Annotated in this window: 27 protein-coding genes; 16 read left to right on the top strand and 11 right to left on the bottom strand. The window is 64.8% G+C overall.

Translation table 11 applies throughout. From position 1 onward, the window contains the following. The first annotated feature begins 33 nt into the window (after positions 1-33). From metX to M2S36_RS14655, 6 genes are read left to right on the top strand one after another with little or no spacing between them, the layout of a single operon-like run. Positions 34-1,173 (top strand): homoserine O-succinyltransferase MetX, encoded by a 1,140-nt coding sequence (gene metX, locus M2S36_RS14680; RefSeq protein WP_207828248.1) that lies wholly within the window; start codon positions 34-36, stop codon positions 1,171-1,173. A gap of 7 nt (positions 1,174-1,180) precedes the next feature. Continuing rightward, positions 1,181-1,801: a methionine biosynthesis protein MetW gene (metW, locus tag M2S36_RS14675; RefSeq protein ID WP_003249106.1), complete on the top strand. Its 621-nt coding sequence runs from the start codon at positions 1,181-1,183 to the stop codon at positions 1,799-1,801. A gap of 22 nt (positions 1,802-1,823) precedes the next feature. Then, positions 1,824-2,258 carry a DUF4426 domain-containing protein gene (locus tag M2S36_RS14670; protein ID WP_013974622.1) on the top strand — a complete coding sequence of 145 codons (435 nt, stop codon included), beginning with the start codon at positions 1,824-1,826 and terminating at the stop codon, positions 2,256-2,258. Next, positions 2,255-2,851 (top strand): RdgB/HAM1 family non-canonical purine NTP pyrophosphatase, encoded by a 597-nt coding sequence (rdgB, locus tag M2S36_RS14665; RefSeq protein ID WP_333957354.1) that lies wholly within the window; start codon positions 2,255-2,257, stop codon positions 2,849-2,851. Before M2S36_RS14670 ends, rdgB begins: the two co-directional genes overlap by 4 nt. Further along, on the top strand, positions 2,848-4,023 hold the full coding sequence (gene hemW, locus M2S36_RS14660; protein WP_233694071.1) for a radical SAM family heme chaperone HemW: 1,176 nt from the start codon (positions 2,848-2,850) through the stop codon (positions 4,021-4,023). The genes rdgB and hemW overlap by 4 nt, the downstream gene beginning before the upstream one ends. Positions 4,024-4,032: 9 nt before the next feature. Continuing rightward, complete coding sequence (locus M2S36_RS14655) at positions 4,033-4,359, top strand: DUF3392 domain-containing protein (RefSeq protein WP_003257821.1); 327 nt, start codon at positions 4,033-4,035, stop codon at positions 4,357-4,359. 428 nt (positions 4,360-4,787) lie between these two features. Here the strand turns inward: M2S36_RS14655 and trmB are convergent, their stop codons facing one another. The 4 genes from trmB to M2S36_RS14635 all read right to left on the bottom strand — a co-directional run bounded on the left by trmB (position 4,788) and on the right by M2S36_RS14635 (position 7,043). Next, a complete protein-coding gene (gene trmB / locus M2S36_RS14650; RefSeq protein WP_013974624.1) occupies positions 4,788-5,510 on the bottom strand; it encodes a tRNA (guanosine(46)-N7)-methyltransferase TrmB in 723 nt (240 codons plus the stop codon). Positions 5,511-5,519: 9 nt separating this feature from the next. Continuing rightward, positions 5,520-6,314 carry a thiazole synthase gene (locus M2S36_RS14645; RefSeq protein ID WP_013974625.1) on the bottom strand — a complete coding sequence of 265 codons (795 nt, stop codon included), beginning with the start codon at positions 6,312-6,314 and terminating at the stop codon, positions 5,520-5,522. Between the two features lie 53 nt (positions 6,315-6,367). Then, complete coding sequence (gene thiS / locus M2S36_RS14640; protein WP_003257817.1) at positions 6,368-6,568, bottom strand: sulfur carrier protein ThiS; 201 nt, start codon at positions 6,566-6,568, stop codon at positions 6,368-6,370. Positions 6,569-6,671: 103 nt separating this feature from the next. Then, complete coding sequence (locus tag M2S36_RS14635) at positions 6,672-7,043, bottom strand: DUF423 domain-containing protein (RefSeq protein WP_144175501.1); 372 nt, start codon at positions 7,041-7,043, stop codon at positions 6,672-6,674. 64 nt (positions 7,044-7,107) lie between these two features. Here M2S36_RS14635 and mtgA point away from each other — a divergent pair, with 64 nt between their 5' ends. Then, positions 7,108-7,818, top strand: a complete 711-nt coding sequence (mtgA, locus tag M2S36_RS14630) for a monofunctional biosynthetic peptidoglycan transglycosylase (RefSeq protein ID WP_207828242.1) — start codon at positions 7,108-7,110, stop codon at positions 7,816-7,818. A 170-nt stretch (positions 7,819-7,988) separates the two neighbouring features. On the opposite strand, the gene rpoH is transcribed toward mtgA, so the two are convergent. The 4 genes from rpoH to ftsY form a co-directional block, all read right to left on the bottom strand. Then, on the bottom strand, positions 7,989-8,843 hold the full coding sequence (rpoH, locus tag M2S36_RS14625; protein WP_015272155.1) for an RNA polymerase sigma factor RpoH: 855 nt from the start codon (positions 8,841-8,843) through the stop codon (positions 7,989-7,991). Between the two features lie 111 nt (positions 8,844-8,954). Next, positions 8,955-9,977 (bottom strand): permease-like cell division protein FtsX, encoded by a 1,023-nt coding sequence (gene ftsX / locus M2S36_RS14620; RefSeq protein WP_207828240.1) that lies wholly within the window; start codon positions 9,975-9,977, stop codon positions 8,955-8,957. After that, positions 9,974-10,645 (bottom strand): cell division ATP-binding protein FtsE, encoded by a 672-nt coding sequence (gene ftsE, locus M2S36_RS14615; protein WP_013974630.1) that lies wholly within the window; start codon positions 10,643-10,645, stop codon positions 9,974-9,976. Before ftsE ends, ftsX begins: the two co-directional genes overlap by 4 nt. Before the next feature lie 2 nt (positions 10,646-10,647). After that, a complete protein-coding gene (gene ftsY, locus M2S36_RS14610) occupies positions 10,648-12,174 on the bottom strand; it encodes a signal recognition particle-docking protein FtsY (protein ID WP_207828231.1) in 1,527 nt (508 codons plus the stop codon). Positions 12,175-12,405: 231 nt separating this feature from the next. On the opposite strand from ftsY, the gene M2S36_RS14605 reads away from it, so the two are divergent. The 4 genes from M2S36_RS14605 (at position 12,406) to M2S36_RS14590 (ending at position 17,055) form a co-directional block, all read left to right on the top strand. Further along, entirely contained in the window at positions 12,406-13,761 is a 1,356-nt protein-coding gene (locus M2S36_RS14605) for a M16 family metallopeptidase (RefSeq protein WP_333957353.1), read from the top strand. Further along, positions 13,754-15,244, top strand: coding sequence for a M16 family metallopeptidase (locus tag M2S36_RS14600; protein ID WP_333957352.1), 1,491 nt, complete (start codon positions 13,754-13,756; stop codon positions 15,242-15,244). Before M2S36_RS14605 ends, M2S36_RS14600 begins: the two co-directional genes overlap by 8 nt. After that, on the top strand, positions 15,244-15,846 hold the full coding sequence (gene rsmD / locus M2S36_RS14595; protein WP_233688146.1) for a 16S rRNA (guanine(966)-N(2))-methyltransferase RsmD: 603 nt from the start codon (positions 15,244-15,246) through the stop codon (positions 15,844-15,846). The genes M2S36_RS14600 and rsmD overlap by 1 nt, the downstream gene beginning before the upstream one ends. A gap of 216 nt (positions 15,847-16,062) precedes the next feature. Then, positions 16,063-17,055, top strand: a complete 993-nt coding sequence (locus tag M2S36_RS14590; RefSeq protein WP_233694066.1) for a hydrolase — start codon at positions 16,063-16,065, stop codon at positions 17,053-17,055. A 140-nt stretch (positions 17,056-17,195) separates the two neighbouring features. Here the strand turns inward: M2S36_RS14590 and M2S36_RS14585 are convergent, their stop codons facing one another. Continuing rightward, positions 17,196-18,050: a sulfurtransferase gene (locus M2S36_RS14585; RefSeq protein WP_233694065.1), complete on the bottom strand. Its 855-nt coding sequence runs from the start codon at positions 18,048-18,050 to the stop codon at positions 17,196-17,198. Positions 18,051-18,097: 47 nt separating this feature from the next. Beyond that, positions 18,098-18,763, bottom strand: coding sequence for a TetR/AcrR family transcriptional regulator (locus M2S36_RS14580; RefSeq protein WP_233688143.1), 666 nt, complete (start codon positions 18,761-18,763; stop codon positions 18,098-18,100). A gap of 151 nt (positions 18,764-18,914) precedes the next feature. On the opposite strand from M2S36_RS14580, the gene M2S36_RS14575 reads away from it, so the two are divergent. From M2S36_RS14575 to M2S36_RS14555, 5 genes are all read left to right on the top strand, one after another. After that, on the top strand, positions 18,915-20,345 hold the full coding sequence (locus M2S36_RS14575) for a coniferyl aldehyde dehydrogenase (protein ID WP_233688142.1): 1,431 nt from the start codon (positions 18,915-18,917) through the stop codon (positions 20,343-20,345). A gap of 10 nt (positions 20,346-20,355) precedes the next feature. Further along, entirely contained in the window at positions 20,356-20,841 is a 486-nt protein-coding gene (locus M2S36_RS14570) for a twin-arginine translocation pathway signal protein (protein WP_233694063.1), read from the top strand. A 21-nt stretch (positions 20,842-20,862) separates the two neighbouring features. Then, a complete protein-coding gene (locus M2S36_RS14565) occupies positions 20,863-22,461 on the top strand; it encodes a GMC family oxidoreductase (protein ID WP_333957351.1) in 1,599 nt (532 codons plus the stop codon). 112 nt (positions 22,462-22,573) lie between these two features. After that, entirely contained in the window at positions 22,574-23,053 is a 480-nt protein-coding gene (gene coaD / locus M2S36_RS14560) for a pantetheine-phosphate adenylyltransferase (RefSeq protein WP_003249065.1), read from the top strand. A gap of 108 nt (positions 23,054-23,161) precedes the next feature. After that, positions 23,162-23,413 (top strand): YfhL family 4Fe-4S dicluster ferredoxin, encoded by a 252-nt coding sequence (locus M2S36_RS14555; protein ID WP_013974644.1) that lies wholly within the window; start codon positions 23,162-23,164, stop codon positions 23,411-23,413. A 168-nt stretch (positions 23,414-23,581) separates the two neighbouring features. On the opposite strand, the gene mutM is transcribed toward M2S36_RS14555, so the two are convergent. Continuing rightward, entirely contained in the window at positions 23,582-24,394 is an 813-nt protein-coding gene (gene mutM / locus M2S36_RS14550) for a bifunctional DNA-formamidopyrimidine glycosylase/DNA-(apurinic or apyrimidinic site) lyase (RefSeq protein ID WP_233694061.1), read from the bottom strand. Positions 24,395-24,396 lie beyond the last annotated feature (2 nt).

The raw sequence follows: 24,396 nt of genomic DNA, 5'->3' as shown, positions 1-24,396 counted from the left end.
GACTTACGCCTCCGTCAAGCGTGAGCAGGGTCGATGTCCACTGTCTTTCCCGAAGATTCCGTCGGTCTGGTAGTACCGCAAACAGCCCGGTTCGATGAGCCGCTGGCCCTGGCCTGTGGCCGCTCCCTGGCCAGTTATGAACTGGTCTACGAGACCTATGGCACCCTGAACGCCAGCGCGAGCAATGCCGTGCTGATCTGCCATGCCCTGTCCGGCCACCATCATGCCGCTGGCTACCATGCCGCCACCGACCGCAAGCCGGGCTGGTGGGACAGCTGCATCGGCCCTGGCAAGCCGATCGACACCAACCGTTTCTTCGTGGTCAGCCTGAACAACCTGGGCGGCTGCAACGGCAGTACCGGCCCCAGCAGCATCAACCCGGCCACCGGCAAAGCCTATGGCGCCGACTTCCCGGTGCTGACCGTGGAAGACTGGGTACACAGCCAGGTGCGCCTGGCCGAGCGCCTGGGCATCCATCAGTGGGCCGCGGTAGTCGGTGGCAGCCTGGGTGGCATGCAGGCGCTGCAGTGGACCATCAGCTACCCCGAGCGCGTGCGCCATTGCGTCGACATCGCCTCGGCGCCCAAGCTGTCGGCACAGAACATCGCCTTCAACGAAGTGGCACGCCAGGCCATCCTCACCGACCCCGAATTCCACGGCGGTTCGTTCCAGGACCAGGGGGTAATCCCCAAACGCGGCCTGATGCTGGCGCGCATGGTCGGCCACATCACCTATCTGTCGGACGACTCGATGGGTGAAAAATTCGGCCGTGAGCTGAAGAGCGACAAGCTCAACTACGACTTCCACAGCGTCGAATTCCAGGTCGAGAGCTACCTGCGCTATCAGGGCGAGGAGTTCTCCGGCCGTTTCGACGCCAACACCTACCTGCTGATGACCAAGGCGCTGGACTATTTCGACCCGGCTGCAGCCAAAGGCGGCGACCTGGCGGCCACCCTGGACCACGTCAAGGCGGATTACTGCATCATGTCGTTCACTACCGACTGGCGCTTCTCCCCGGCCCGTTCGCGCGAGATCGTCGACGCCCTGATGGCTGCGCGCAAGAACGTCTGCTACCTGGAGATCGACTCGCCTTACGGGCACGATGCCTTCCTGATCCCCACACCTCGCTACATGCAGGGTTTCTCGAACTACATGAACCGCATTGCCATCTGAGGACAGCATGAGAGCCGATCTGGAAATCATCCACGACTGGATCCCCGCCGGCAGCCGGGTACTCGACCTGGGCTGCGGCAGCGGCGAACTGCTGGCCTCGCTGCGCGACCGCAAGCAGGTCACCGGCTATGGCCTGGAAATCGACGCCGACAACATCGCCGCCTGCGTGGCCAAGGGCGTCAACGTGATCGAGCAGGACCTGGACAAGGGCCTGGGCAACTTCGCCAGCAACAGTTTCGACGTGGTGATCATGACCCAGGCCCTGCAGGCCGTGGAGTACCCCGACCGCATCCTTGACGAGATGCTGCGCGTGGGCCGCCAGTGCATCATCACCTTCCCCAACTTCGGCCACTGGCGTTGCCGCTGGTACCTGGCGACCAAAGGCCGCATGCCGGTATCGGACTTCATGCCGTACACCTGGTACAACACGCCGAACATCCACTTCTGCACCTTCGCCGACTTCGAAGAGCTGGTGCACGAACGCCGGGCCAAGGTGCTCGACCGCCTGGCCGTCGATCACTTGCACCGTAATGGGTGGGGTGGCCGACTTTGGCCTAATCTTCTAGGTGAGATCGGCATCTATCGCGTCAGCAGCCCGGGCCTGCAAGAGCATCAGCTCGCGGTCTGACGCCCACCGGAGGAGTCACCCCATGCGTCGCCTAGCCCTGTTCCTGATCAGCCTGTGCCTGGCCCTGCCGGTACTGGCTGCCGATGCCGCCCGCCCCGAGCGCAAGGAAGTGTTTGGCGACGTGACGGTGCATTACAGTGCGTTCACCTCGAGCATGCTGACACCGGAGGTGGCCGCGGCCACCGGCCTGGTCCGCAGCAAGAACCAGGGTGTGCTCAACATTGCCGTGCTCAAGGCCAACAAGCCCGCCATGGCGGTGGTCAGCGGCACGGTCAAGGACCTGACCGGGCGCAGCAGCCCGCTGTCATTCAAGCAGATCACCGAACAGGGCGCCGTGTACTACATCGCCCAGTTCAAGATCGACCAGCCAGAAACCGTCACCTTCGACCTGAACATCGAAACCGGCGGCATCAGCAACTCCCTCAGCTTCAACCAGGAAGTGTTCCCAGGCGAATGATGAATTTCCAGCAACTCGTATTGGCCAGCCACAACGCCGGCAAACTCAAGGAACTCCAGGCCATGCTCGGCGCCTCCGTGCAGCTGCGCTCGATCGGCGAGTTCAGCCAGGTCGAACCGGAAGAAACCGGCCTGTCGTTCGTCGAGAACGCCATCCTCAAGGCACGCAACGCCGCACGCATTTCCGGCCTGCCGGCCCTGGCCGACGATTCGGGCCTGGCGGTGGACTTCCTCGGCGGCGCGCCGGGCATCTACTCGGCGCGCTATGCCGACGGCAAGGGTGATGCGGCGAACAACGCCAAGCTGCTCGAAGCGCTGAAAGACGTGCCTGAAGCCGAGCGCGGTGCGCAGTTCGTCTGCGTCCTGGCGCTGGTGCGCCATGCCGACGACCCGCTGCCGATCCTCTGCGAAGGCCTGTGGCACGGGCGCATCATGTTCGAGGCCAGTGGCGAGCACGGCTTTGGCTACGACCCGCTGTTCTGGGTTCCGGAGTGCGGCTGCTCCAGCGCCGACCTGGCTCCTGTGGACAAGAACCAGCTCAGCCACCGCGCCCGCGCCATGGCCCTGCTGCGCCAACGTCTGGGCCTGGCATGATCGAAACGCTGTCCACCCCCGGCGCAGCAGGCTTCACCAGCCTGCCGCCGCTGGCGCTGTACATCCACATCCCATGGTGCGTACGCAAATGCCCTTACTGCGACTTCAACTCCCACGCTGCCGGGCCTGAACTGCCGGAAGACGCCTACGTCGCCGCCCTGCTGACCGACCTCGACCAGGAGCTGGCCGCCGTGCAAGGCCGGCCGATCAGCTCGATCTTCTTCGGTGGCGGTACCCCCAGCCTGTTCAGTGCCGACGCTCTTGGCCGGCTGCTGCGTGGCGTGGAGCAACGTATCCCGTTTGCGCCGGACATCGAAATCACCCTGGAGGCCAACCCGGGTACGTTCGAGCAGGACAAGTTCAAGGCCTACCGGCAAACCGGCATCAACCGCCTGTCCATCGGCGTGCAGAGCTTCCAGCCAGCCAAACTGCAGGCGCTCGGGCGCATCCACAACGGCGATGAAGCGGTCCGTGCCGCCGGCATGGCGCGCGCCGCCGGCTTCGACAACTTCAACATGGACCTGATGCACGGCCTGCCCGAGCAGTCGCTGGACGACGCGCTGGGCGACCTGCGCCAGGCCATCGACCTGGGGCCGACGCACCTGTCGTGGTACCAGCTGACCGTGGAGCCGAACACGGTGTTCTGGAACCAGCCACCCGAGCTGCCCGAGGACGACATCCTCTGGGATATCCAGGAAGCCGGCCAGGCGCTGATGGCCGAGCACGGCTTCCGCCAGTACGAAGTCTCGGCCTACGCCCAGGCGGGCCGCGCCGCACGGCACAACCTCAACTATTGGCGCTTTGGCGACTTCATCGGCATCGGTGCCGGTGCCCACGGCAAGCTGACCTTCGCCGACGGGCGCATCCTGCGCACCTGGAAAACCCGCCTGCCCAAGGACTACCTGAACCTGGCCAAGCCGTTCAAGGCCGGCGAGAAGCGGCTGCCGGTCGACGAACTGCCGTTCGAGTTCCTGATGAACGCACTGCGCCTGACCGATGGCGTGGAAGCCGAACTGTTCACCCAGCGTACCGGTTTGCCGCTGGCACAGCTGGCCGAAGCCCGCCGCGCCGCCGAACAAAAAGGCCTTTTGCAGGTCCAACCGGATCGACTGGTGGCCACGCCAAGGGGCCAGTTGTTCCTCAATGACCTGCTGCAGTATTTCTTGACCTAAGGATGACCCATGGATCTGGTACTTGATCTGCTCGCGACGGTTTCTCGCTGGAGCCGCAGCAACCTGTCGGAGATTTCACTGGCCTTGGTAGGCTGCCTGCTGGTGCTGTTCGGCACCGATATCAAGGGCTGGGTGGAACAGCGCCTGGGCGGCCTGGCGGGCGCCCTGCGCGTACCGTTCATGGCCTTGCTGGTGATGATCGGCAGCGGTGCGGCACTGATCTACGCCACGCCGTGGGTGGTGAAGGGGCTGAGCCAGTTCAACAACTACGCGCTGGCGCCGGTTTTGCTGGTGGTATTGGTGCTGATCGGGGTAGTGGCGGATCGCCGGGGCTGAGCCACGGCCTGGCACTGAACCCTTGTAGGAGCGCGTAATCCGAGTACAGAGATGGGTTCTAAAAGCTGCCCCGGAAAACCAGGGCAGCCCTACCACTTGACTAGCCCTTACTGGGCATCATCGAAGTGATCGCGCATGAAATCCCGAACGGTCTTGAGCACAGTCAAGATCCGGATGAGCTTCCAGACGCGGCTCAGCGCATCAAGCAAACGCTTCATATGCCCTGGCCTCCGTATTGGCGGGCCAATCTTCCAGCATCTAACCGGCACTTCGATGACTTCGAAAACTGTGTGAGGGTTTTCTGTGAAACCTCAGATCGAAGGATACTCAGTCCTGTCGCTCACATAAAAAAACCGCCCTTCTCAAGGCGGTTTTTTTTCGCCTGCATTCCTGCAGGCACCAGTGCACCGAAAGGCCGTATCAGCCGATCAATCCACCTTCTCGAACTTCAAATCCCAAACCCCATGTCCCAGCCGCTCGCCGCGGCGCTCGAACTTGGTGATCGGGCGCTCTTCCGGGCGCGGCACGTAGGTACCGTCGGCCGCACGGTTGCGATAGCCCGGGGCAGCGCTCATCACTTCCAGCATGTACTCGGCATACGGCTCCCAGTCGGTAGCCATGTGGAACACACCACCGGGCTTGAGCTTGCGCCGTACCAGCTCGGCGAACTCCAGCTGGACGATGCGGCGCTTGTGGTGACGCGCCTTGTGCCATGGGTCAGGGAAGAACAGCATCAGGCGGTCGAGGCTGTTGTCCGCCACGCAGCGGTTCAGCACTTCGATGGCATCGCAGTCATATACCCGCAGGTTCTTCAGGCCTTGGGTAAGCACACCGTTGAGCAGCGCGCCAACACCCGGGCGGTGTACTTCCACACCGATGAAGTCCTGCTCAGGCGCGGCAGCCGCCATTTCCAGCAGGGAATGGCCCATGCCGAAGCCGATCTCCAGGGTGCGCGGCGCCGAACGGCCGAACACCTGGTCGTAGTCCACCGGGCTGTCGGCCAGCGGCAGGATGTACAGCGGGCCGCCCTGCTCCAGGCCACGTTGCTGGCCTTCGGTCATGCGCCCGGCGCGCATCACGAAACTCTTGATGCGGCGGTGCGGGCGGGCTTCGCCGTCGGGGGTGATCGGCGTATCGTGCGATTCAGTCATCAGGGGCTCTTACTTGATCAGACCATCCAGCGGCGAAGAGGCGCTGGCATAGAGTTTCTTCGGCATACGGCCGGCCAGGTAGGCCATGCGACCGGCGACGATGGCGTGCTTCATGGCCTCGGCCATCAGCACCGGCTGCTGGGCGTGGGCGATGGCCGAGTTCATCAGCACCGCTTCACAGCCCATTTCCATGGCGATGGTAGCGTCGGACGCGGTACCTACACCGGCATCGACCAGCACCGGCACCTTGGACTCTTCCAGGATGATCTGCAGGTTGTAGGGGTTGCAGATACCCAGGCCGGTACCGATCAGGCCAGCCAGCGGCATGACCGCGATGCAGCCGGCTTCGGCCAGCTGGCGGGCGATGATCGGATCGTCACTGGTGTAGACCATCACGTCGAAACCGTCCTTGACCAACACTTCGGCGGCCTTGAGGGTTTCGATCACATTGGGGAACAAGGTTTTCTGGTCGGCCAGCACTTCCAGCTTGACCAGGTTGTGGCCATCCAGCAGTTCACGGGCCAGGCGGCAGGTGCGCACGGCTTCGACTGCGTCGTAGCAACCAGCGGTGTTCGGCAGGATGGTGTAGCGGTCCGGTGGCAACACGTCGAGCAGGTTCGGCTCGCCCGGGTTCTGGCCGATGTTGGTGCGGCGCACGGCAACGGTGACGATCTCGGCACCCGAAGCCTCGATGGCCAGGCGGGTTTCTTCCATGTCACGGTACTTGCCGGTACCGACCAGCAGGCGCGACTGGAAAGTACGCCCGGCCAGGGTGAAGGGCTTGTCGCTACGAACGTTGCTCATGGTTGTTCCTCGGGAATAGGTTGCTGGGCTTGCAGGTGAATCGCCGGCCGGAATCAGCCGCCACCGATGGCGTGGACCACTTCGACCTGGTCACCGTCGTTCAACAGCGTACTGTCGTGCTGGCTACGCGGCACGATATCCAGGTTCAGCTCCACCGCGACGCGGCGCCCGGTCAGTTCCAGGCGGGCCAGCAGGGCCGCGACGCTTTCGCCAGCGGGCAATTCGTAAGGTTCACCGTTCAGTTGAATGCGCATGCGCACGGCCACCATTGTTCTTTGGGGGCCCGCATTCTAGCGCCGAACCGCCCTGCAACCCAAGGGCGGTGCACGCCATTAGTCGCGATTGTGGACCACATGGTCAACCGAGCCGCCAGGCTGCAAGGCCCAGGCACAACCAGCCGGCGAGGAAGCACAGGCCACCAATCGGGGTGATGATGCCAAGCTTGCCCAAGCCACTCAGGGTCAGCAGGTACAGGCTACCGGAGAACAGCACTATCCCCAGGGCAAACAGGCCGCCAGCCCAGCCGACCAGGCGCCCCGGCAGGTGCACCGAGAGCACGGCGACGGCGAAGATCGCCAGGGCATGCACCAACTGGTAGGACACACCGGTCTGGAAGATTGCCAGGTAGTCGGCCGTCAGTCGGCTTTTCAGGCCGTGGGCGGCGAAAGCCCCCAGAGCGACACCGGTGAAGCCGAAAAAGGCGGCAAGCATCAGGAAGCTGCGAAGCATGGGACGACTCCTTGGATCGGGTCTGTATAATGGCCCCTTCAACCCGTACGGCCAAGCCATCGTCATGCTGCCAACCCTTCTCCGCCGCCTCTCCCGCGCCCTGCTCTGGTTCGCTGCCGGCAGCATCGTGCTGGTGCTGGTGTTCCGCTGGGTGCCACCACCCGGTACCGCGCTCATGGTCGAGCGCAAGGTGGAGTCCTGGGTGAATGGCGAGCCGATCGACCTGCAGCGCGACTGGGAGCCGTGGGAGAACATCTCCGACGATCTCAAGGTCGCGGTCATCGCTGGCGAGGACCAGAAGTTCGCCAACCACTGGGGCTTCGACATCCCGGCCATCCAGGCGGCACTGGCCTACAACGAGCGCGGCGGCAGCATTCGCGGGGCCAGCACCCTGACCCAGCAGGTGGCCAAGAACCTGTTCCTGTGGTCCGGGCGCAGCTGGTTCCGCAAAGGGCTGGAAGCCTGGTTCACCGCATTGATCGAGCTGTTCTGGTCGAAGGAGCGGATTCTCGAGGTCTACCTGAACAGTGCCGAATGGGGCAAAGGTGTGTTTGGCGCCCAGGCTGCAGCGCGCTATCACTTTGGCGTCGATGCCAGTCGACTCAGCCGACAGCAGGCGGCGCAGCTGGCAGCGGTGCTGCCGAGCCCGATCAAGTGGAGTGCCAGTCGGCCGAGTGCCTATGTGGCCAGCCGGGCCGGCTGGATCCGCCGGCAGATGAGCCAATTGGGTGGGCCCAGCTACCTGATGCAGCTCGACACTTCACGCAAGCTTTGAGGGCCTCTTCGCGGGCACGCCCGCCCTCATAGAACTGCACATGACTCATTGAATTAGCAGGGGCCCTGTGGGAGCGGGCGCGCCCGCGAAGAGGCCGGCAAAGCCAACACCAATAAAAAAGCCGCTCGCCCTATCCGGGCCAGCGGCTTTTCTTTGCAGGCAGGGCTCGATCAGACCGCGATCAGCGCCTTGACCTTGTTCATCGCATTTTTCTCCAGCTGGCGAATCCGCTCAGCCGAAACGCTGTACTTGTCCGCCAGCTCATGCAACGTGGCCTTCTCTTCCGCCAACCAGCGCTGGTAGAGAATGTCACGGCTACGTTCGTCCAGACCTTGCAGCGCTTCGTGCAGGTTGCTGGTGGAGTTGTCGCTCCAGTCGGCATCCTCCAGCTGCACCGCCGGGTCGTAACGGTGGTCTTCCAGGTAATGCGCAGGCGACTGGAAAGCGCTGTCGTCGTCAGCTTCCGCTGCCGGATCGAAGGCCATGTCCTGGCCGCTGAGGCGGCTTTCCATCTCGCGAACTTCACGCGGCTCCACGCCCAGGCTTTCCGCCACGCGGTGCACTTCGTCGTTGTTCAGCCAGGCCAGACGCTTCTTCTGGCTGCGCAGGTTGAAGAACAGCTTGCGCTGGGCCTTGGTGGTAGCCACCTTGACGATGCGCCAGTTGCGCAGGATGAACTCGTGGATCTCTGCCTTGATCCAGTGCACGGCGAACGACACCAGGCGCACGCCCATTTCCGGGTTGAAGCGCTTGACGGCTTTCATCAGGCCGACATTGCCTTCCTGGATCAGGTCAGCCTGGGCCAGCCCGTAGCCGGCATAGCTACGGGCGATATGTACGACGAAACGCAGGTGGGCCATCACCATTTGACGAGCGGCCTCGACATCCTGCTCATAATAGAGACGCTCGCCCAGATCACGCTCCTGCTCGACAGTCAGCAGCGGGATGCTGTTGACCGTGTGCACGTAGGCTTCCAGGTTTGCACCGGGCACCAGGGCATAGGCAGGTTGCAACGATGTGGTCATTCAAGAACCTCCGACTTACAAAACTCGCGCCTTGTGGGCGCTGCCAACATTGACCTGGAACGACGGTACAAGTTCCGTAGTGAAGAATTTGTCAATGCTGGCAGGTAAAAACTATCGCGGCGCCAGCTCGTTCAGGTGGCGGGCCACTGCGATCCATGCACCGATATACCCCAACAGCACCGCCCCGATCAAGAGGGACAGACCATCGGACGCCGGTACCCCGCCCAGGGCGAAGTCGCTGCCGTACAGCCCGGAAAGCCCTACCACCGCCTCGTTCAGCCAGTTCAGGCCAAACGCCAGGATGCCCCATGCGATCACGCCTGCACCCAGGCCATACAGCGCGCCCATGTACAGGAAAGGCCGGCGCACGTAGGCGTCGGTGCCGCCGACCAGCTTGATCACTTCGATCTCGGTGCGGCGGTTTTCAATGTGTAGACGAATTGTGTTACCGATTACTAACAGCAGCGCAGAAATCAGCATCACGGCCAGGCCGAAGACGAAGCGGTCACCCAGCTTGAGGATGGCCGCCAGGCGCTCGACCCACACCAGGTCGAGCTGCGCCGTTTCCACCCGTGGCAGCTCCGACAAGCGCTGACGCAAGGCTTCCAGGGCTGGTTTGTCGACCTCGGTCGGGGTCACCACCACCACGCCAGGCAGCGGGTTGTCGGGCAGTTCACGCAGGGCTTCGCCCAGGCCGGACTGCTGCTGGAACTCCTCCAGCGCCTGCTCGCGGCTGACATACTGCGCGTCGGCCACACCAGGCATGCCCTTGATCTCGTCGCGCAGCGCCTCGCCTTCGCGGCTGCCGGCATCGAGCTTGAGGTACAGCGAAATTTGCGCGGCGCGCTGCCACGAGCCGCCAAGCTGCTCGACGTTCTTCAGCAGCAACGACAGACCCATGGGCATGCTCAGCGCCACCGCCATCACCAGGCAGGTGAAAAAGCTGCCGATCGGCTGCTTGCCCAGGCGACGCAGGCTGTCGGCCATGCTGGCACGGTGGCTTTCCAGCCAGGCATGCAGCAGCGTGCGGAAATCCGGGCCGTCATCGTCGTCGCGCTTTTTCTTCGCCGGTTGCGGGTCGGCCGGTTTCGGCGCAACCCGCTCGGAAACCTTCGGCGTACGTGTAGTGCTCATTGCCCGGCCTCCCCATCGCCGATCAAGCGGCCGCGCTGCAAGGTCAGCATGCGGTGGCGCATGCGCGCAATCAGTGCCAGGTCGTGGCTGGCGATCAATACCGTGGTACCCAGGCGGTTGATGTCCTCGAACACGCCCATGATCTCCGCGGCCAGGCGTGGGTCGAGGTTACCGGTGGGCTCGTCGGCCAGCAGCAGGGCTGGCTGGTGAACGATGGCGCGGGCGATACCCACCCGCTGCTGCTGCCCGGTGGACAGGTCGGCCGGAAACAGCTCGCCCTTGTCGGCCAGCGACACACGCTCCAGCGCCGAGTCCACGCGCTTGGCGACCTCGGCCTTGGACAGGCCGAGAATCTGCAGCGGCAAGGCGATGTTGTTGAACACCGTGCGATCGAACAACAGCTGGTGGTTCTGGAACACCACGCCGATCTGCCGGCGCAGGAACGGGATCTGCGAATTGCTGATCTGGCCCAGGTCCTGCCCGGCCAGCATCAGCTTGCCGCTGGTCGGGCGTTCCATGGCCAGCAGCAGGCGCAGCAAGGTGCTCTTGCCCGCGCCCGAATGGCCGGTGACGAACAGGAATTCGCCCCGGCGCGCCCGGAAACTCAGCTCATGCAAACCCACATGACCATTGGGGTAGCGCTTGGCAACCTGTTCGAATCGGATCATGGTCAGTCTCGCTCGGCGAACAGAGCCTTGACGAACGGCTCGGCTTCGAAGGTACGCAGGTCGTCGATGCCTTCACCGACACCGATGAAGCGGATCGGCAGCTTGAACTGCTTGGCCAGGGCGAAGATCACACCGCCCTTGGCAGTGCCGTCCAGCTTGGTCAGGGCCAGACCGGTCAGCTCAACGCTCTGGTTGAAGTACTTGGCCTGGCTGATGGCGTTCTGGCCGGTGCCGGCATCGAGCACCAGCAGCACCTCGTGCGGCGCCTCGGCGTCGAGCTTGCCGATGACCCGGCGGACCTTCTTCAGCTCTTCCATCAGGTTGTCTTTGGTGTGCAGGCGGCCAGCGGTGTCGGCGATCAGCACGTCTACACCACGGGCCTTGGCGGCCTGTACGGCATCGAAGATCACCGAAGCGGAGTCGGCACCGGTGTGCTGGGCGATCACCGGGATCTGGTTACGCTCGCCCCACACCTGCAACTGCTCGACCGCAGCGGCACGGAAGGTGTCACCAGCTGCCAGCATCACTTTCTTGCCTTCAAGCTGCAGCTTCTTGGCCAGTTTGCCGATGGTGGTGGTCTTGCCGGCGCCGTTCACACCGACCACCAGGATCACATAAGGCTTGTTCTGCGCCTGTACCACCAGCGGCTGCTCGACCGGGCGCAGCAGCGCAGCCAGCTCTTCCTGCAGCGACTTGTACAGGGCATCGGCGTCGGCCAGCTGCTTGCGTGCAACCTTCTGGGTCAGGTTCTGGACGATGGTCGAAGTGGCTTCCACACCAACGTCGGCGGTCAGCAGGCGGGTTTCGATTTCGTCGAGCAGGTCGTCATCGATGACTTTCTTGCCCAGGAACAGGCTGGCCATGCCCTCGCCGATGCTGGCGCTGGTCTTCGACAGGCCCTGCTTGAGGCGGGCGAAGAAGCCGGGCTTGGCCTGTTCGGCCTGCGCGGCGACCGGGGCCGCAGCCACAGGGGCAGCAGGCGCTGGTGCAGGGCGCTCCGGGATGGCGGGCGGCGCTTTCGGCTCCAGGTCCGGCACCAGGGCCACGGGCTCTTCGGCAACCGGCAGCACCAGGTTGCTGACCGGCGCGACCGGCTCGACGACCGGGGCCGCCTCGACAGGGGCCGGTTCGACCAGGGCTGCCTGCAAGGGCATCGACGCGACCGGTTGCGGTGCAGGTGCCACCAACGGCCGGGACGCGACCGGTTCGGGCTCAGGGGCCTGCAACGGCTGGGAAGCAACCGGTTCGGGAACGGGGGCCTCGACTACCGGGGACAGGGCTGGTGCGGGGACCTGCTGCGGTTCAGTCAGCTGTGGGGCCGCAGGGGCCTGAACGGGCTCGGGGGCCTGTGCCACTTCGGCGGTAGATCCCTCGACCGGAGCGGCTGCAGGCTGCTCGACGGCGGGGGCTTCATTCGCGGGCACGCCCGTTGCCACAGGTTGCTGCGGTTTCTTGCGGAACCAGCTGAACAGGCCTTTCTTTTCGCCAGCCTCGGCCGGCGCTTTTTTGTCGTCGTTGGAACCAAACATGGAAGACGGCTATCTCAGGGTAGCGATGGGCCAGCTATGGCGCATCAGGAATTCTCTCTACGCAGAACAGACTATCTTGAAGCCGGCTGGTTCATGCGCAACGTTTTGTCTTAGTGTCCTGCGGGCCAGAACGGCGACAGGCATGGTCGCCAGGCAACCGGATCAGTATCCTAGCACCTCCTGGCCCGCCGACGCTAAACCCAGCGGGCCGTCGAACAGGTTAAACACCGTATGAATGCTCTAGCCCGCCGCGCCGCTGGCCTGTTGCTTGGCACGCTCTGCCTGCCACTCACGGCCTTCGCCGCCGATGTGCAACCCACCCACGAATTCATCCTCGACAACGGCCTGAAAGTGGTCGTGCGCGAGGACCATCGCGCCCCGGTGGTGGTCTCGCAGATCTGGTACAAGGTTGGCTCCAGCTACGAAACCCCGGGCCAGACCGGCCTGTCCCACGCGCTGGAACACATGATGTTCAAAGGCAGCGCCAAGGTCGGCCCCGGCGAGGCCTCGCGCATCCTGCGTGACATTGGCGCCGAAGAAAACGCCTTCACCAGTGATGACTACACCGCCTATTACCAGGTACTGGCCCGCGACCGCCTGCCGGTGGCCCTGGAGCTGGAGGCCGACCGCCTGGCCAGCCTGCGCCTGCCCGCCGACGAGTTCAGCCGCGAAATCGAGGTTATCAAGGAAGAACGCCGCCTGCGCACCGACGACCAGCCCAACGCCAAGGCGTTCGAGCTGTTCCGCGCCATGGCCTACCCGGCCAGCGGCTACCACACCCCGACCATCGGCTGGATGGCCGACCTGGAGCGCATGAAGGTCGAGGAACTGCGCCACTGGTACGAAGCCTGGTACGCCCCCAATAACGCCACCCTGGTGGTGGTCGGCGATGTCACCGCCGATGAGGTCAAGGGCCTGGCGCAAAAGTACTTCGGCAGCATCCCCAAACGTGCCGTGCCGCCGGCCAAGTTGCCGCTCGAACTGCCCAAACCAGGCCAGCGCCAGCTGACCCTGCATGTGCGCACCCAGTTGCCGAGCCTGATCTACGGTTTCAACGTACCTGGCCTGCCCACTGCCAAGGACCCGCGTACAGTGCATGCCCTGCGCCTGATCTCGGCGCTGCTCGACGGCGGCTACAGTGCCCGCATGCCGGCACGCCTGGAGCGTGGCCAGGAGCTGGTGGCCGGCGCTTCGTCCAGCTACAACGCCTTCACCCGTGGCGACAGCCTGTTCCTGATCTCGGCCACCCCGAACGTGCAGAAGCAGAAAAACCTCACCGATGTCGAGAAAGGCGTCTGGCAGCTGCTGGATGAGCTCAAGACCACCCCACCCAGCGCCGAAGAGCTGGAGCGCGTACGCGCCCAGGTCATTGCCGGCCTGGTCTACGACCGCGACTCCATCAGCAGCCAGGCCACCACCATCGGGCAACTTGAAACCGTCGGCCTGTCCTGGAAGCTGATCGACAGCGAGCTGGACGAACTCAGGCGCGTTACCCCGCAGGACATCCAGAACGCCGCGCGCACCTACTTCACCCGCGAACGCCTGAGCGTTGCCCATGTACTGCCCGAGGAGTCCGCTCATGAGTGATCGCCGCGCACCACGCCCAACCCTGCTGGCCACGGGCATCCGCGCACTGGCGCTGGCAGCGGTGCTGGCCACTCCGGTCATGGCCGACAACGCCGCCAAGGCCGACAGCAACGCGGCTCGCCCGGCCAACACCTTGCAGTCGCTGGCCGAGCTGGATGGCAAGGCGCCCAGCCGGCGCCAATTGAACATCCAGCACTGGAACACCGCCGAAGGCGCCCGGGTGCTGTTCGTCGAAGCCCGCGAACTGCCGATGTTCGACCTGCGCGTCACCTTCGCCGCCGGCAGCAGCCAGGATGGCGGCACCCCAGGCCTTGCCGCCCTGACCAACGCCATGCTCAACGAGGGCGTGGCCGGCAAGGACGTGACTGCCATCGCCGAAGGCTTCGAGGGCCTGGGCGCCGACTTTGGCAACGGTTCCTACCGCGATATGGCCGTGGCTTCGCTGCGCAGCCTCAGCGCCAGGGACAAGCGCGAACCGGCGCTCAAGCTGTTCACCGAGGTGGCCGGCAAGCCGACCTTCCCCGAAGACGCCCTCAAGCGCATCAAGAACCAGATGCTGGCCGGCTTCGAGTATGAAAAGCAGAACCCCGGCAAGGTCGCTGGCAAGGCCCTGTTCGCCAAGCTCTACGGCGACCACCCCTACGCCCACCCGAGCGACGGCACCGCCGAAAGCATCAGCGGCATCACCCTGGCACAGCTTCGCGCCTTCCACGCCAAGGCCTACACCAGCGGCAACGCGGTCATCGCCCTGGTCGGCGATCTCAGCCGCGCCGAGGCCGAAGCCATCGCCGCCCAGGTATCAGCTGGCCTGCCCAAGGGCCCCGCGCTGGCCGCACCGGCCCAACCCGGCGAAGCCAAGGCAGGCCTGACCCACATCGACTTCCCGTCCAAGCAGACTCACCTGATGCTGGCCGAACTCGGCATCGACCGCCAGGACCCGGACTGGCCGGCCCTGTCATTGGGCAACCAGATTCTCGGCGGCGGTGCGTTCGGCACCCGGCTGATGAGCGAGGTGCGTGAAAAGCGCGGCCTGACCTACGGCGTGTACTCGGTGTTCAGCCCGATGCAGGTGCGCGGCCCGTTCATGATCAACCTGCAGACCCGTGCCGAACTCAGCGAGGGCACGCTCAAGCTGGTGCAGGATATTCTCGCCGACTACCTCAAGGCCGGCCCCACCCAGCAGGAGCTGGACGATGCCAAGCGCGAACTGGCTGGCAGCTTCCCGCTGTCCAATGCCAGCAACGCCAGTATCGTCGGCCAACTGGGTGCCATTGGCTTCTACAACCTGCCGCTGACCTGGCTGGAGGACTTCATGCAGCAGTCCCAGGCCCTCACCGTCGAACAGGTAAGAACGGCCATGAACAAACACCTGTCAGCCGATAAACTGGTGATCGTCACCGCTGGCCCGAAAGTGCCGCAAAAACCGCTGCCAGCACCCACTGACAAGCCCTCCGAGCAGCCGCTCGGGGTACCGGAGCACTAATGCCAAGATCCACCCCTCCCGCCCGCCCGCAACCGGGCCAAAGCAAGGGCCAGGGCCACCTGCGCATCATCGCCGGCGAATGGCGCAGCCGCCGTCTGGCGGTGCCGGAAGGCGAAGGCCTGCGGCCAACGCCCGACCGCGTGCGCGAAACCCTGTTCAACTGGCTGGCACCCTATATCGAGGGTGCCCGCGTGCTGGACGCCTTCACCGGCAGCGGCGCCCTGGTGCTCGAAGCCCTGTCCCGCGGGGCCGAGGACGCCGTGGCGCTGGACAGCAACCCGGCGGCCATCGCCAACCTGAAGAACAACCTCGAGATCCTGCGCTGCCCGCGTGGGCAAATCCTGCAGACCGACGCCCTGCGCTATCTGCAAGGCCCGGCCAAGCAGCAGTTCGATGTGGTGTTCCTCGACCCGCCGTTCCACCAGGACCTGCTGGCTGACACCTGCAACCTGCTGGAACAGAACCAGTGGCTTCGCGAACAGGCGTGGATCTACACCGAAAGCGAGGCAGCGCCATCGACCTTGCAGTTGCCGGGCAACTGGCGCCTGCACCGTGAGAAGAAGACCGGCCAGGTGCACTACGCACTTTGGCAACGGGGTTGATCCGGTAACCCAGGGTTGCCGTATTTGGTTACCACAAACCTGCCCCCCATGGCTGAAGCTGCTCCTTCGTTTCCTGCAGGAGCACTTCAACCATGACCGCGCGCCCCCTCCCCACCTGCGCCAGCAGGCTTGGTCCACGCCACCACCGACCAATAGCGCAGGTACAGTGCCGCTGTTTCATGGCACTCTAGGCAGGCACATCACGAGTCGCCCAGCATGCCCAGCCCCAGCGCCACATTCCGCCCGGCCATCGGCCTGTCCAACCCCCACCTGCAAACCCTGTGGGGGCCACTGTGGCGCAAGCTGCCCGAACTGCAGCGCAACCGCGAGCGGCTGTGGCTGGCCGATGGCGACTTCATCGACCTGGACTGGCACGGCCCGCACCAGCCGCATGCGCCGCTGGTGCTGGTGCTGCACGGGTTGACCGGTTCGTCCAACTCGCCCTACGTCAAAGGCTTGCAGCAAGCGCTGCAAGGCCGCGGCTGGGCCAGCGTGGCAGTGAACTGGCGCGGTTGCTCGGGCGAGCCCAACCTGCTGCCACGCAGCTACCATTCCGGCGCCAGCGAAGACCTGGCGGAAATAGTCAACCACCTGCGCGCCCAGCGGCCGTTGGCGCCTTTGTATGCGGTGGGTTATTCGCTGGGCGGCAATGTGCTGCTGAAATACCTGGGCGAAAGCGGAGTCGCCAGCCAGTTGCAGGCGGCAGTGGCAGTGTCGGTGCCATTTCGCCTGGACCACTGCGCCGACCGTATCGGCCAGGGCTTTTCAAAGGTGTACCAGGCGCATTTCATGCGCGAGATGCTGGCGTATGTGCAACTCAAGCAGCGGCACTTCCACGACAAGGGCCAGCATGAACGGCTGGCGACGCTGCAACGGCTGGGGCCGCTGGGCAACCTGCGCACCTTCTGGGACTTCGACGGCAAGGTTACCGCACCACTGAATGGCTTTCGCGATGCCCACGATTACTACCGCCGTTCATCGAGTCATTTCTTCCTCGGCCAGAACCGCACGCCGACGCTGATCATCCATTCCAGCGATGACCCTTTCGTCGCCGGCCACAGCCTGCCAACTGCCCGCGAACTGGCGCCGCAGACCCGCTTCGAACTGCACAGCCGCGGCGGCCATGTGGGCTTTGTCGATGGCAGCCTGCGTAACCCGGGGTACTACCTGGAGCGGCGGATTCCACAGTGGCTGTTGGAAGGCACATAAACGATTGTTTTGCAGGAGCTCTGTGGAAGCGGGTGCGCCCGCGAACACCGGCGCAGCCGGTGCCAGCCACCGCGTTGCATGCTTCGCGGGCTCGCCCGCTCCCACAGGGCCTGGGCGATCTTCTACAGGATTTGACCGGCTTATTCGCCAGTGGCTACGCCATGCTGCGGATCGTTGATCCACTCACTCCACGACCCGGCATACAGCTTGCCCAGCGGATACCCGGCCAACGCCAGGGCAAACAGGTTATGACACGCCGTCACCCCTGACCCGCAATACGCCACCAACTGCTCCGGCGCCCGCCCGGCCAGTTTCTCGGCAAAGCGCTGTTTGAGCTGATCCGCCGGCAAAAAGCGCCCATCATCCCCCAGGTTGTCGGTAAACGCCGCACACTGCGCCCCGGGAATATGCCCCGCCACCGGGTCGATCGGTTCCACTTCGCCACGGAAGCGCGGCAAGGCACGCGCATCGATCAAGGTCAGGTCTGCGTCACCCAGGCGCTTGGCGAGGTGCTCGGCATCGATCAGCAGCTTGCCGTCCGGCTCACCGTTGAAGGTGCCTTCCCGCTTGAGCGGCGGGTCCAGGCTCAGCGGCAGGTGCGCCGCATGCCAGGCCTTCAGGCCACCGTCGAGGATCGCCACGCCGCTGCGCTTGCCCAGCCAGGCCAGCAGCCACCAGGCACGGGCGGCATAAGCGCCGGGGCCGTCATCGTACAGCACCACCTCGCTGTCGTCGTCCAGGCCCCACTCGCGCAGGCGCTCGACCAGCCGACGCGGATCCGGCAACGGGTGGCGCCCGGTGCGCCCCTTGCTCACCGGCCCGCTGAGGTCACGCTCCAGGTCGGCAAAATGCGCCCCGGCAATATGCCCCAAGGCATAGCTGCGTTGGCCATAGTCCACATCCTCGAGGGCAAAGCGGCAGTCGAGAATCACCAACTTGGGCGAGCCCAGACGCTCGGCCAACTGCTGCGGGGTGATCAATTGCGCAAGGGGCATGACAATCTCCTGATCGATGGCACTATCGATAGCACTGGGGCCCCGGGCTAGTGCTCCAGGGCCTGGTTGAACGGTACATGGAATTCCTGGCACAGGGCGTCCACGGCATTGCGGGCGTTATCGGTGACGAAGCCGAGCTCCAGCACCAGTACCTGGTAGACGCCACGCTTGAAGGCTTCTTCACCCAGGTGCGCGGAATGCTCCCGCGTGGTACTGAGAAAACGTACCCAGGACGTCAGCACGATCCAGGCGTTGATGGTCAGCGATTCGATCTGCGCCGGCGCCATGGCCAGGATGCCCGCCTCGACGAAGCCACGGTAGATCGCCTGGCCCTGGCGCAGGCAGCGCTCGGAAAAGCGCCGGTAACGAGCGGCCAGCTCCGGGTCGCTGTCCAGCAGGTGCTCCAGGTCGCGGTGCAGGAAGCGGTAGTTCCACATCGCCGCCAGCAACGCCTTTAGGTAGAAGCGCTTGTCCTCCACAGTCGGCGCACGGCCTTGTGGCGGGCGCAGGAAGCTGTCCACCAGTTCTTCGTACTGGCTGAACAACAGGGCAATGATCGCCTGCTTGTTGGGGAAGTGGTAATACAGGTTGCCGGGCGAAATTTCCATGTGCGCGGCAATGTGGTTGGTACTGACGCTGCGTTCGCCCTGCTGGTTGAACAGCTCCAGGCTGTTCTGCACGATGCGCTCTCGGGTCTTCATGCGCGGGGCCATGCTCAGCTCCCAGTCTGCGGGCCTTCATCAAAGGGTCATCTTACGGCGTATTGGCGGTGGAATGCACCGCTCGACAGCGCGGAAAAATTCGCACCATCGTACAAATTAGAGTATAGGCTCTAGGGATTCCCTGCCCGGACTCGAAGCCGCCATGAACTCGCCCAGTGCCTTGCCCCCTGTGCAATTCGACCTCGACCTTGCGGCGACGTTCGCCGCCCAGCGCCAGGCCTTTGCCGGCAACCCATTGCCGCCGGCCGCGCAGCGGCGCCAATGGCTGAAAAGCCTGCGTGCAGCCTTGCTGGCCAGCCAGGCCGAACTGATCGAGGCCATCGGCGAGGACTTTGAAGGGCGCAGCGCCGACGAGACCCTGCTGGCCGAACTGCTGCCCTCGGTGCAAGGCCTGCGCCACGCCGAAAAGCACCTGCAACGCTGGATGCGCGCCAGTCGGCGCAGGGTCGGCCTGGCCTTCCAGCCGGCCAGCGCACAGGTACGCTACCAACCCCTGGGCGTGGTCGGCATCATCGTGCCGTGGAACTACCCGCTGTTCCTTGCCATCGGCCCACTGACCTGTGCCCTGGCCGCCGGCAACCGGGTCATGCTCAAGCTCAGCGAAGCCACGCCTGCCACTGGCCTGGCGCTTAAGCAGTTGCTGGAGCGGGTGTTCCCCTGTGACCTGGTCAGCGTGGTGCTCGGCGAGGTTGAGGTAGGCCAGGCCTTTGCCCGCCTGCCGTTCGACCACCTGCTGTTCACCGGCGCCACCAGCGTGGGTCGCCAGGTAATGCTGGCTGCAGCGCACAACCTGACCCCGGTCACCCTGGAACTGGGTGGCAAGTCACCGGCCATAGTCTCGGCCGACGTACCGCTGGACAGTGCCGCCGAGCGCATCGCCTTCGGCAAGACCCTCAACGCTGGCCAGACCTGCGTTGCCCCCGATTACGTGCTGGTGCCGCGCGAGCGGCTGGAGGCCTTCAGCGACGCCTACCAGCGTGCCGTCCGCCGTCTGTACCCGCGCATCGCCGACAACCCCGACTACACCGCCATCATCAACCCGCGCCAACTGCAGCGTTTGCAGCACCTGCTGGACGATGCCCACGCCAAAGGGGCGCAGGTGCTCGACCTGTACCCCGGCGAAACCCGCCAGGGCCGGCGCCTGCCGCCGCACCTGCTGCTGGACGTGAACGACGGCATGCAGGTGATGCAGGATGAAATCTTCGGCCCGCTGCTGCCGCTGCTGCCCTACGACAGTCTTGAGCAGGCACTGGCCTACATCAACCAGCGCCCCCGCCCGCTGGCGCTGTACTACTTCGGCCATGACCGCGCCGGCCAGGAGCAGGTGTTGCGCCACACCCACTCCGGTGGAGTGTGCCTGAACGACACCCTGCTGCACGTCGCCCAGGACGACTTGCCATTCGGCGGCATCGGCCCTTCAGGCATGGGCCATTACCATGGCCATGACGGGTTCCTGACCTTCAGCAAGGCCAAGGCGGTACTGGCCAAGCAGCGCTTCAACGCTACCAGGCTGGTCTACCCGCCTTATGGCAAAGCCTTGCAGCGCCTGGTCTTCAAGCTGTTCATCCGCTGAGGGCCAGCCCATGCACCGCCGCGAACTGCTGCGCTTCAGCCTTGGTGCCAGCGTCTTTCTGGCCGGTACCAGCCTGGTCGGCTGCAGCGCACAAACAGCCGCGACCGGCTACCAGGTATTGCGCAACGACGACCTGCCGCTGTTGCGCGCGTTGATCCCGGTGGTACTGGCCGGTACGCAGGCCGCCGAGACCCTGGTGCTGCACAGCCTCGACCACAAGCTGGCGGCGCTGTCGCCGGAAATGCTCAAGCTCACCCGGCAGTTGTTCGACGTGCTCAGCCTGCCGCTCACCCGTGGTCCCCTGACCGGTGTCTGGGGCGCCTGGGACCAAGCCAGCGCCGCGCAGGTCACGGCCTTCCTGCAACGTTGGCAGGACAGCTCGCTGAACCTGCTGCGCATGGGCCACGCCTCGCTGCTGCAGTTGCTGCAGATGGCCTGGTACGAACGCCCCGAATCCTGGGCCGCCTGCGGCTACCCGGGGCCACCGAAAATCTGAAAACAATCAAGAGCAGCGCCAATGCCTGTCCCCGACCCGTTTCGCCAAGGCCTGGAAAGCGGCTGGATCACCCATGACGCCTCGCGCCTGACACACGATCTCACGCTGGAAGCCGACGTTGCCGTGATCGGCAGCGGTGCCGGTGGCGCTACCAGCGCGCAGATGCTCAGTACTGCCGGCTTCAAGGTATTGCTGATCGAAGAAGGCCCGCTGAAGACCAGCAGCGATTTCCACCTGCTGGAAAACGAAGCCTATGCCAGCCTGTACCAGGAAGGCCTGGGCCGCATGAGCAAGGACGGCGCCATCACCATCCTCCAGGGCCGCGCCGTGGGCGGCACCACGCTGGTCAACTGGACCTCGAGCTTTCGTACCCCGCCACAGACCTTGACGCACTGGGCCACGGCCCACAACGTGACGGGCCTGGGCGAGGCGCAAATGCGCCCCTGGTTCGAACGCATCGAGCAGGAGCTGGGCATCACCCCCTGGGCCCTGCCACCGAATGCCAACAACGACGTGCTGCGCCGTGGCTGCGAACAGCTGGGCTACCGCTGGGCGGTGATCCCGCGCAACGTGCGCGGCTGCTGGAACCTGGGCTACTGCGGCATGGGTTGCCCGGTAAATGCCAAGCAATCGATGCTGGTAACCCGTATTCCCGCCACCCTCGAACAGGGCGGCGAGCTGCTGTACCTGGCACGGGCCGAGCGCTTCGAACACAACGGCGAGCGCATCCAGGGCCTGACCTGCCAGGCGCTGGATCCCCAGGGCATACACCCCACAGGCCGGCTGGTTCGTGTTCGCGCGCGTCACTACATCCTCGCCGGTGGCGGCATCAACAGCCCGGCCCTGTTGCTGCGTTCCGACGCGCCCGACCCGCATGGCCGCCTGGGCAAACGTACCTTCCTGCATCTGGTCAACTTCAGCGCAGCACGCTTCAACGAGCGTATCGACCCCTACTACGGCGCCCCGCAGTCCATCTATAGCGACCATTTCCAATGGCAAGGCGGCAGCGACGGCCCGATCGGCTACAAGCTGGAAGTACCGCCCTTGCACCCGGCCTTGGCCAGCACCCTGCTGGGCGGGCACGGCCACGAGAATGCCCTGCGCATGGCCGAACTGCCGCATACCCACGTGATGCTGGCACTGCTGCGTGACGGGTTCCACCCGCAAAGCCAGGGCGGGGCCGTGGAGCTGCGCGGCGATGGCTCACCAGTGCTCGATTACCCGGTCACCGACTACCTGCGCGACGGCCTGCGCCGCGCCTACCGCAGCATGGCGCAGATCCAGTTCGCCGCCGGCGCCACCCAGGTTACCCCCGTGCACAGCGATGCCAGCGCCTCGTCCAGCCTGGAACAGGCCTTGGCCATGATCGACAAGTTGCGCCTGGAGCCGTTCCGCACACGCCTGGGCAGCGCCCACGTGATGGGTGGCTGCGCCTTCGGCGACGACCCGCGCCAGGCGGTGTGCGACAGCCTGGGCCGCCATCACCAGCTGGAAAACCTGTCGATTCACGACGGTTCGCTGTTCCCCACCAGCATTGGTGCCAACCCGCAACTGTCGGTGTATGCCATCAGCGCCAGGCTCACCGAAGCACTGGTCGCCCGCCTGGCACACAGCGCATGACAAGCAACTGGGCCCCTGTCTATAGTGCCATCAGCCGACCGCATGACTTGGCCGGGGCGCCGTCGCTGCGCTACCATCCGACTCCCCAACGCACTCCAGCCAGGATGACGCGATGAACCGAGTGTTGTACCCGGGTACTTTCGACCCCATTACCAAAGGCCATGGCGACCTGGTCGAGCGCGCCTCGCGGCTGTTCGACCACGTGATCATCGCGGTGGCGGCCAGCCCCAAGAAAAACCCGCTGTTCCCGCTGGAACAACGGGTGGAGCTCGCCCGTGAGGTCACCAAGCACCTGCCCAATGTCGAAGTCATCGGCTTCTCCTCGCTGCTGGCGCATTTCGCCAAGGAACAGGGCGCGAACGTCTTCCTGCGCGGCCTGCGTGCGGTGTCCGACTTCGAGTACGAGTTCCAGCTGGCGAACATGAACCGGCAACTGGCGCCCGACGTCGAGAGCCTGTTCCTCACGCCTTCGGAGCGCTACTCGTTCATTTCCTCGACCCTGGTCCGGGAAATTGCCGCGCTGGGGGGGGATATCAGCAAGTTCGTCCACCCGGTGGTGGCCGATGCGCTGACCGAACGCTTCAAGAAGTAATCTTTAGCGGCTGATCATCGCGCCCGCGTGCACTGCGGGCGCGAATGCGGCACAATTGTGCCCACTGCGTTGAACATGCCCGGGCGCTGAGCCCCGGCCGGAGTCCCCATGTCCCTGATCATCACCGACGATTGCATCAACTGCGACGTCTGCGAACCCGAGTGCCCGAACGAGGCCATCTCCCAAGGCGAAGAGATCTACGTGATCGACCCTAACCTGTGCACCCAGTGCGTAGGCCATTACGACGAGCCGCAATGCCAGCAGGTCTGCCCGGTCGACTGCATCCCGCTGGATGAGGCGCACCCGGAAACCGAAGAAGAGCTGATGGCCAAGTACCGCCGGATTACCGGCAAGGCCTGATCGCTGCCTGACCGCCTCCACGCGGTCCCTGTGTGGGAGCGGCCTTGCGTCGCGATGGGGCGCGAAGCGGCCCCAGGATTTCAGCTTCGCAGCAGAAACTGCGGGGGCCGCTGTGCGGCCCTTTCGCGACGCAAGGCCGCTCCCACAAGGGGTTCCGCGTAACTTGCCTTAGCGCTGGCAGCGCGGGCAATACACACTCGCCCGCTGCCCCAGCTTCACCTCGCGCAACTCCGTGCCGCACACCTTGCATGGCTGCCCGCCCCGCCCGTACACGAACAATTCCTGCTGGAAGTACCCCGGCTGCCCGTCGCCACCGATGAAGTCGCGTAGCGTGGTGCCGCCCTGCTCGATCGCCGCCGCCAGCACGCGCTTGATCTCGATCGCCAACTTCAGATAGCGCGCCCGGGAAATCCCGCCCGCTTGCCGACGGGGGTCGATGCCGGCGGCAAACAGCGCCTCGGTGGCGTAGATGTTGCCCACCCCCACCACCACCGCGTTGTCCATGATGAACGGCTTGACCGCCATCGACCGCCCACGGGACAGCTGGAACAGCCGCTCGCCGTCGAACAGGTCGGTCAGCGGCTCCGGCCCCAGGCGCAGCAGCAGTTCGTGGTTGAACGGGTCCAGGCTCCACAGCATCGCGCCAAAGCGGCGCGGGTCGGTGTAACGCAGCATCAACCCCGATTCCAGCTCGATATCCACGTGCTCATGCCTGGCTGCGGGCAAGCCCAGCTCGACCAGGCGCAGGTTGCCCGACATGCCCAGGTGACTGATCAGGGTACCGACCTCGGCATTGATCAACAGGTACTTGGCACGCCGCTCGACACTGACGATGCGCTGCCCTGACAGACGTACATCCAGGTCTTCCGGAACCGGCCAGCGCAGGCGCCGGTCACGCACCACTACCCGGCTGACACGCTGGCCTTCCAGATGGGGCGCAATACCGCGCCGGGTGGTTTCTACTTCAGGTAATTCCGGCATGT

The organism is Pseudomonas sp. SF2, assembly GCF_036858055.1.
Classification (GTDB): domain Bacteria; phylum Pseudomonadota; class Gammaproteobacteria; order Pseudomonadales; family Pseudomonadaceae; genus Aquipseudomonas.
This window is presented reverse-complemented; position numbering and strand designations above follow the sequence as displayed.

Excerpts from the sequence above, each read along its gene's own strand:
- hemW (WP_233694071.1), top strand. The coding sequence starts at position 2,848 with ATGATCGAAACGCTGTCCACCCCCGGCGCAGCAGGCTTCACCAGCCTG.
- ftsE (WP_013974630.1), bottom strand. The coding sequence starts at position 10,645 with ATGATCCGATTCGAACAGGTTGCCAAGCGCTACCCCAATGGTCATGTG.
- ftsX (WP_207828240.1), bottom strand. The coding sequence starts at position 9,977 with ATGAGCACTACACGTACGCCGAAGGTTTCCGAGCGGGTTGCGCCGAAA.
- rdgB (WP_333957354.1), top strand. The coding sequence starts at position 2,255 with ATGATGAATTTCCAGCAACTCGTATTGGCCAGCCACAACGCCGGCAAA.
- metW (WP_003249106.1), top strand. The coding sequence starts at position 1,181 with ATGAGAGCCGATCTGGAAATCATCCACGACTGGATCCCCGCCGGCAGC.
- metX (WP_207828248.1), top strand. The coding sequence starts at position 34 with ATGTCCACTGTCTTTCCCGAAGATTCCGTCGGTCTGGTAGTACCGCAA.
- ftsY (WP_207828231.1), bottom strand. The coding sequence starts at position 12,174 with ATGTTTGGTTCCAACGACGACAAAAAAGCGCCGGCCGAGGCTGGCGAA.
- M2S36_RS14565 (WP_333957351.1), top strand. The coding sequence starts at position 20,863 with ATGCCTGTCCCCGACCCGTTTCGCCAAGGCCTGGAAAGCGGCTGGATC.
- M2S36_RS14670 (WP_013974622.1), top strand. The coding sequence starts at position 1,824 with ATGCGTCGCCTAGCCCTGTTCCTGATCAGCCTGTGCCTGGCCCTGCCG.
- rsmD (WP_233688146.1), top strand. The coding sequence starts at position 15,244 with ATGCCAAGATCCACCCCTCCCGCCCGCCCGCAACCGGGCCAAAGCAAG.
- mtgA (WP_207828242.1), top strand. The coding sequence starts at position 7,108 with ATGCTGCCAACCCTTCTCCGCCGCCTCTCCCGCGCCCTGCTCTGGTTC.
- mutM (WP_233694061.1), bottom strand. The coding sequence starts at position 24,394 with ATGCCGGAATTACCTGAAGTAGAAACCACCCGGCGCGGTATTGCGCCC.
- coaD (WP_003249065.1), top strand. The coding sequence starts at position 22,574 with ATGAACCGAGTGTTGTACCCGGGTACTTTCGACCCCATTACCAAAGGC.
- M2S36_RS14570 (WP_233694063.1), top strand. The coding sequence starts at position 20,356 with ATGCACCGCCGCGAACTGCTGCGCTTCAGCCTTGGTGCCAGCGTCTTT.
- M2S36_RS14645 (WP_013974625.1), bottom strand. The coding sequence starts at position 6,314 with ATGAGCAACGTTCGTAGCGACAAGCCCTTCACCCTGGCCGGGCGTACT.
- M2S36_RS14655 (WP_003257821.1), top strand. The coding sequence starts at position 4,033 with ATGGATCTGGTACTTGATCTGCTCGCGACGGTTTCTCGCTGGAGCCGC.
- M2S36_RS14555 (WP_013974644.1), top strand. The coding sequence starts at position 23,162 with ATGTCCCTGATCATCACCGACGATTGCATCAACTGCGACGTCTGCGAA.
- M2S36_RS14605 (WP_333957353.1), top strand. The coding sequence starts at position 12,406 with ATGAATGCTCTAGCCCGCCGCGCCGCTGGCCTGTTGCTTGGCACGCTC.
- M2S36_RS14575 (WP_233688142.1), top strand. The coding sequence starts at position 18,915 with ATGAACTCGCCCAGTGCCTTGCCCCCTGTGCAATTCGACCTCGACCTT.
- M2S36_RS14590 (WP_233694066.1), top strand. The coding sequence starts at position 16,063 with ATGCCCAGCCCCAGCGCCACATTCCGCCCGGCCATCGGCCTGTCCAAC.
- M2S36_RS14635 (WP_144175501.1), bottom strand. The coding sequence starts at position 7,043 with ATGCTTCGCAGCTTCCTGATGCTTGCCGCCTTTTTCGGCTTCACCGGT.
- trmB (WP_013974624.1), bottom strand. The coding sequence starts at position 5,510 with ATGACTGAATCGCACGATACGCCGATCACCCCCGACGGCGAAGCCCGC.
- thiS (WP_003257817.1), bottom strand. The coding sequence starts at position 6,568 with ATGCGCATTCAACTGAACGGTGAACCTTACGAATTGCCCGCTGGCGAA.
- rpoH (WP_015272155.1), bottom strand. The coding sequence starts at position 8,843 with ATGACCACATCGTTGCAACCTGCCTATGCCCTGGTGCCCGGTGCAAAC.
- M2S36_RS14600 (WP_333957352.1), top strand. The coding sequence starts at position 13,754 with ATGAGTGATCGCCGCGCACCACGCCCAACCCTGCTGGCCACGGGCATC.
- M2S36_RS14580 (WP_233688143.1), bottom strand. The coding sequence starts at position 18,763 with ATGGCCCCGCGCATGAAGACCCGAGAGCGCATCGTGCAGAACAGCCTG.
- M2S36_RS14585 (WP_233694065.1), bottom strand. The coding sequence starts at position 18,050 with ATGCCCCTTGCGCAATTGATCACCCCGCAGCAGTTGGCCGAGCGTCTG.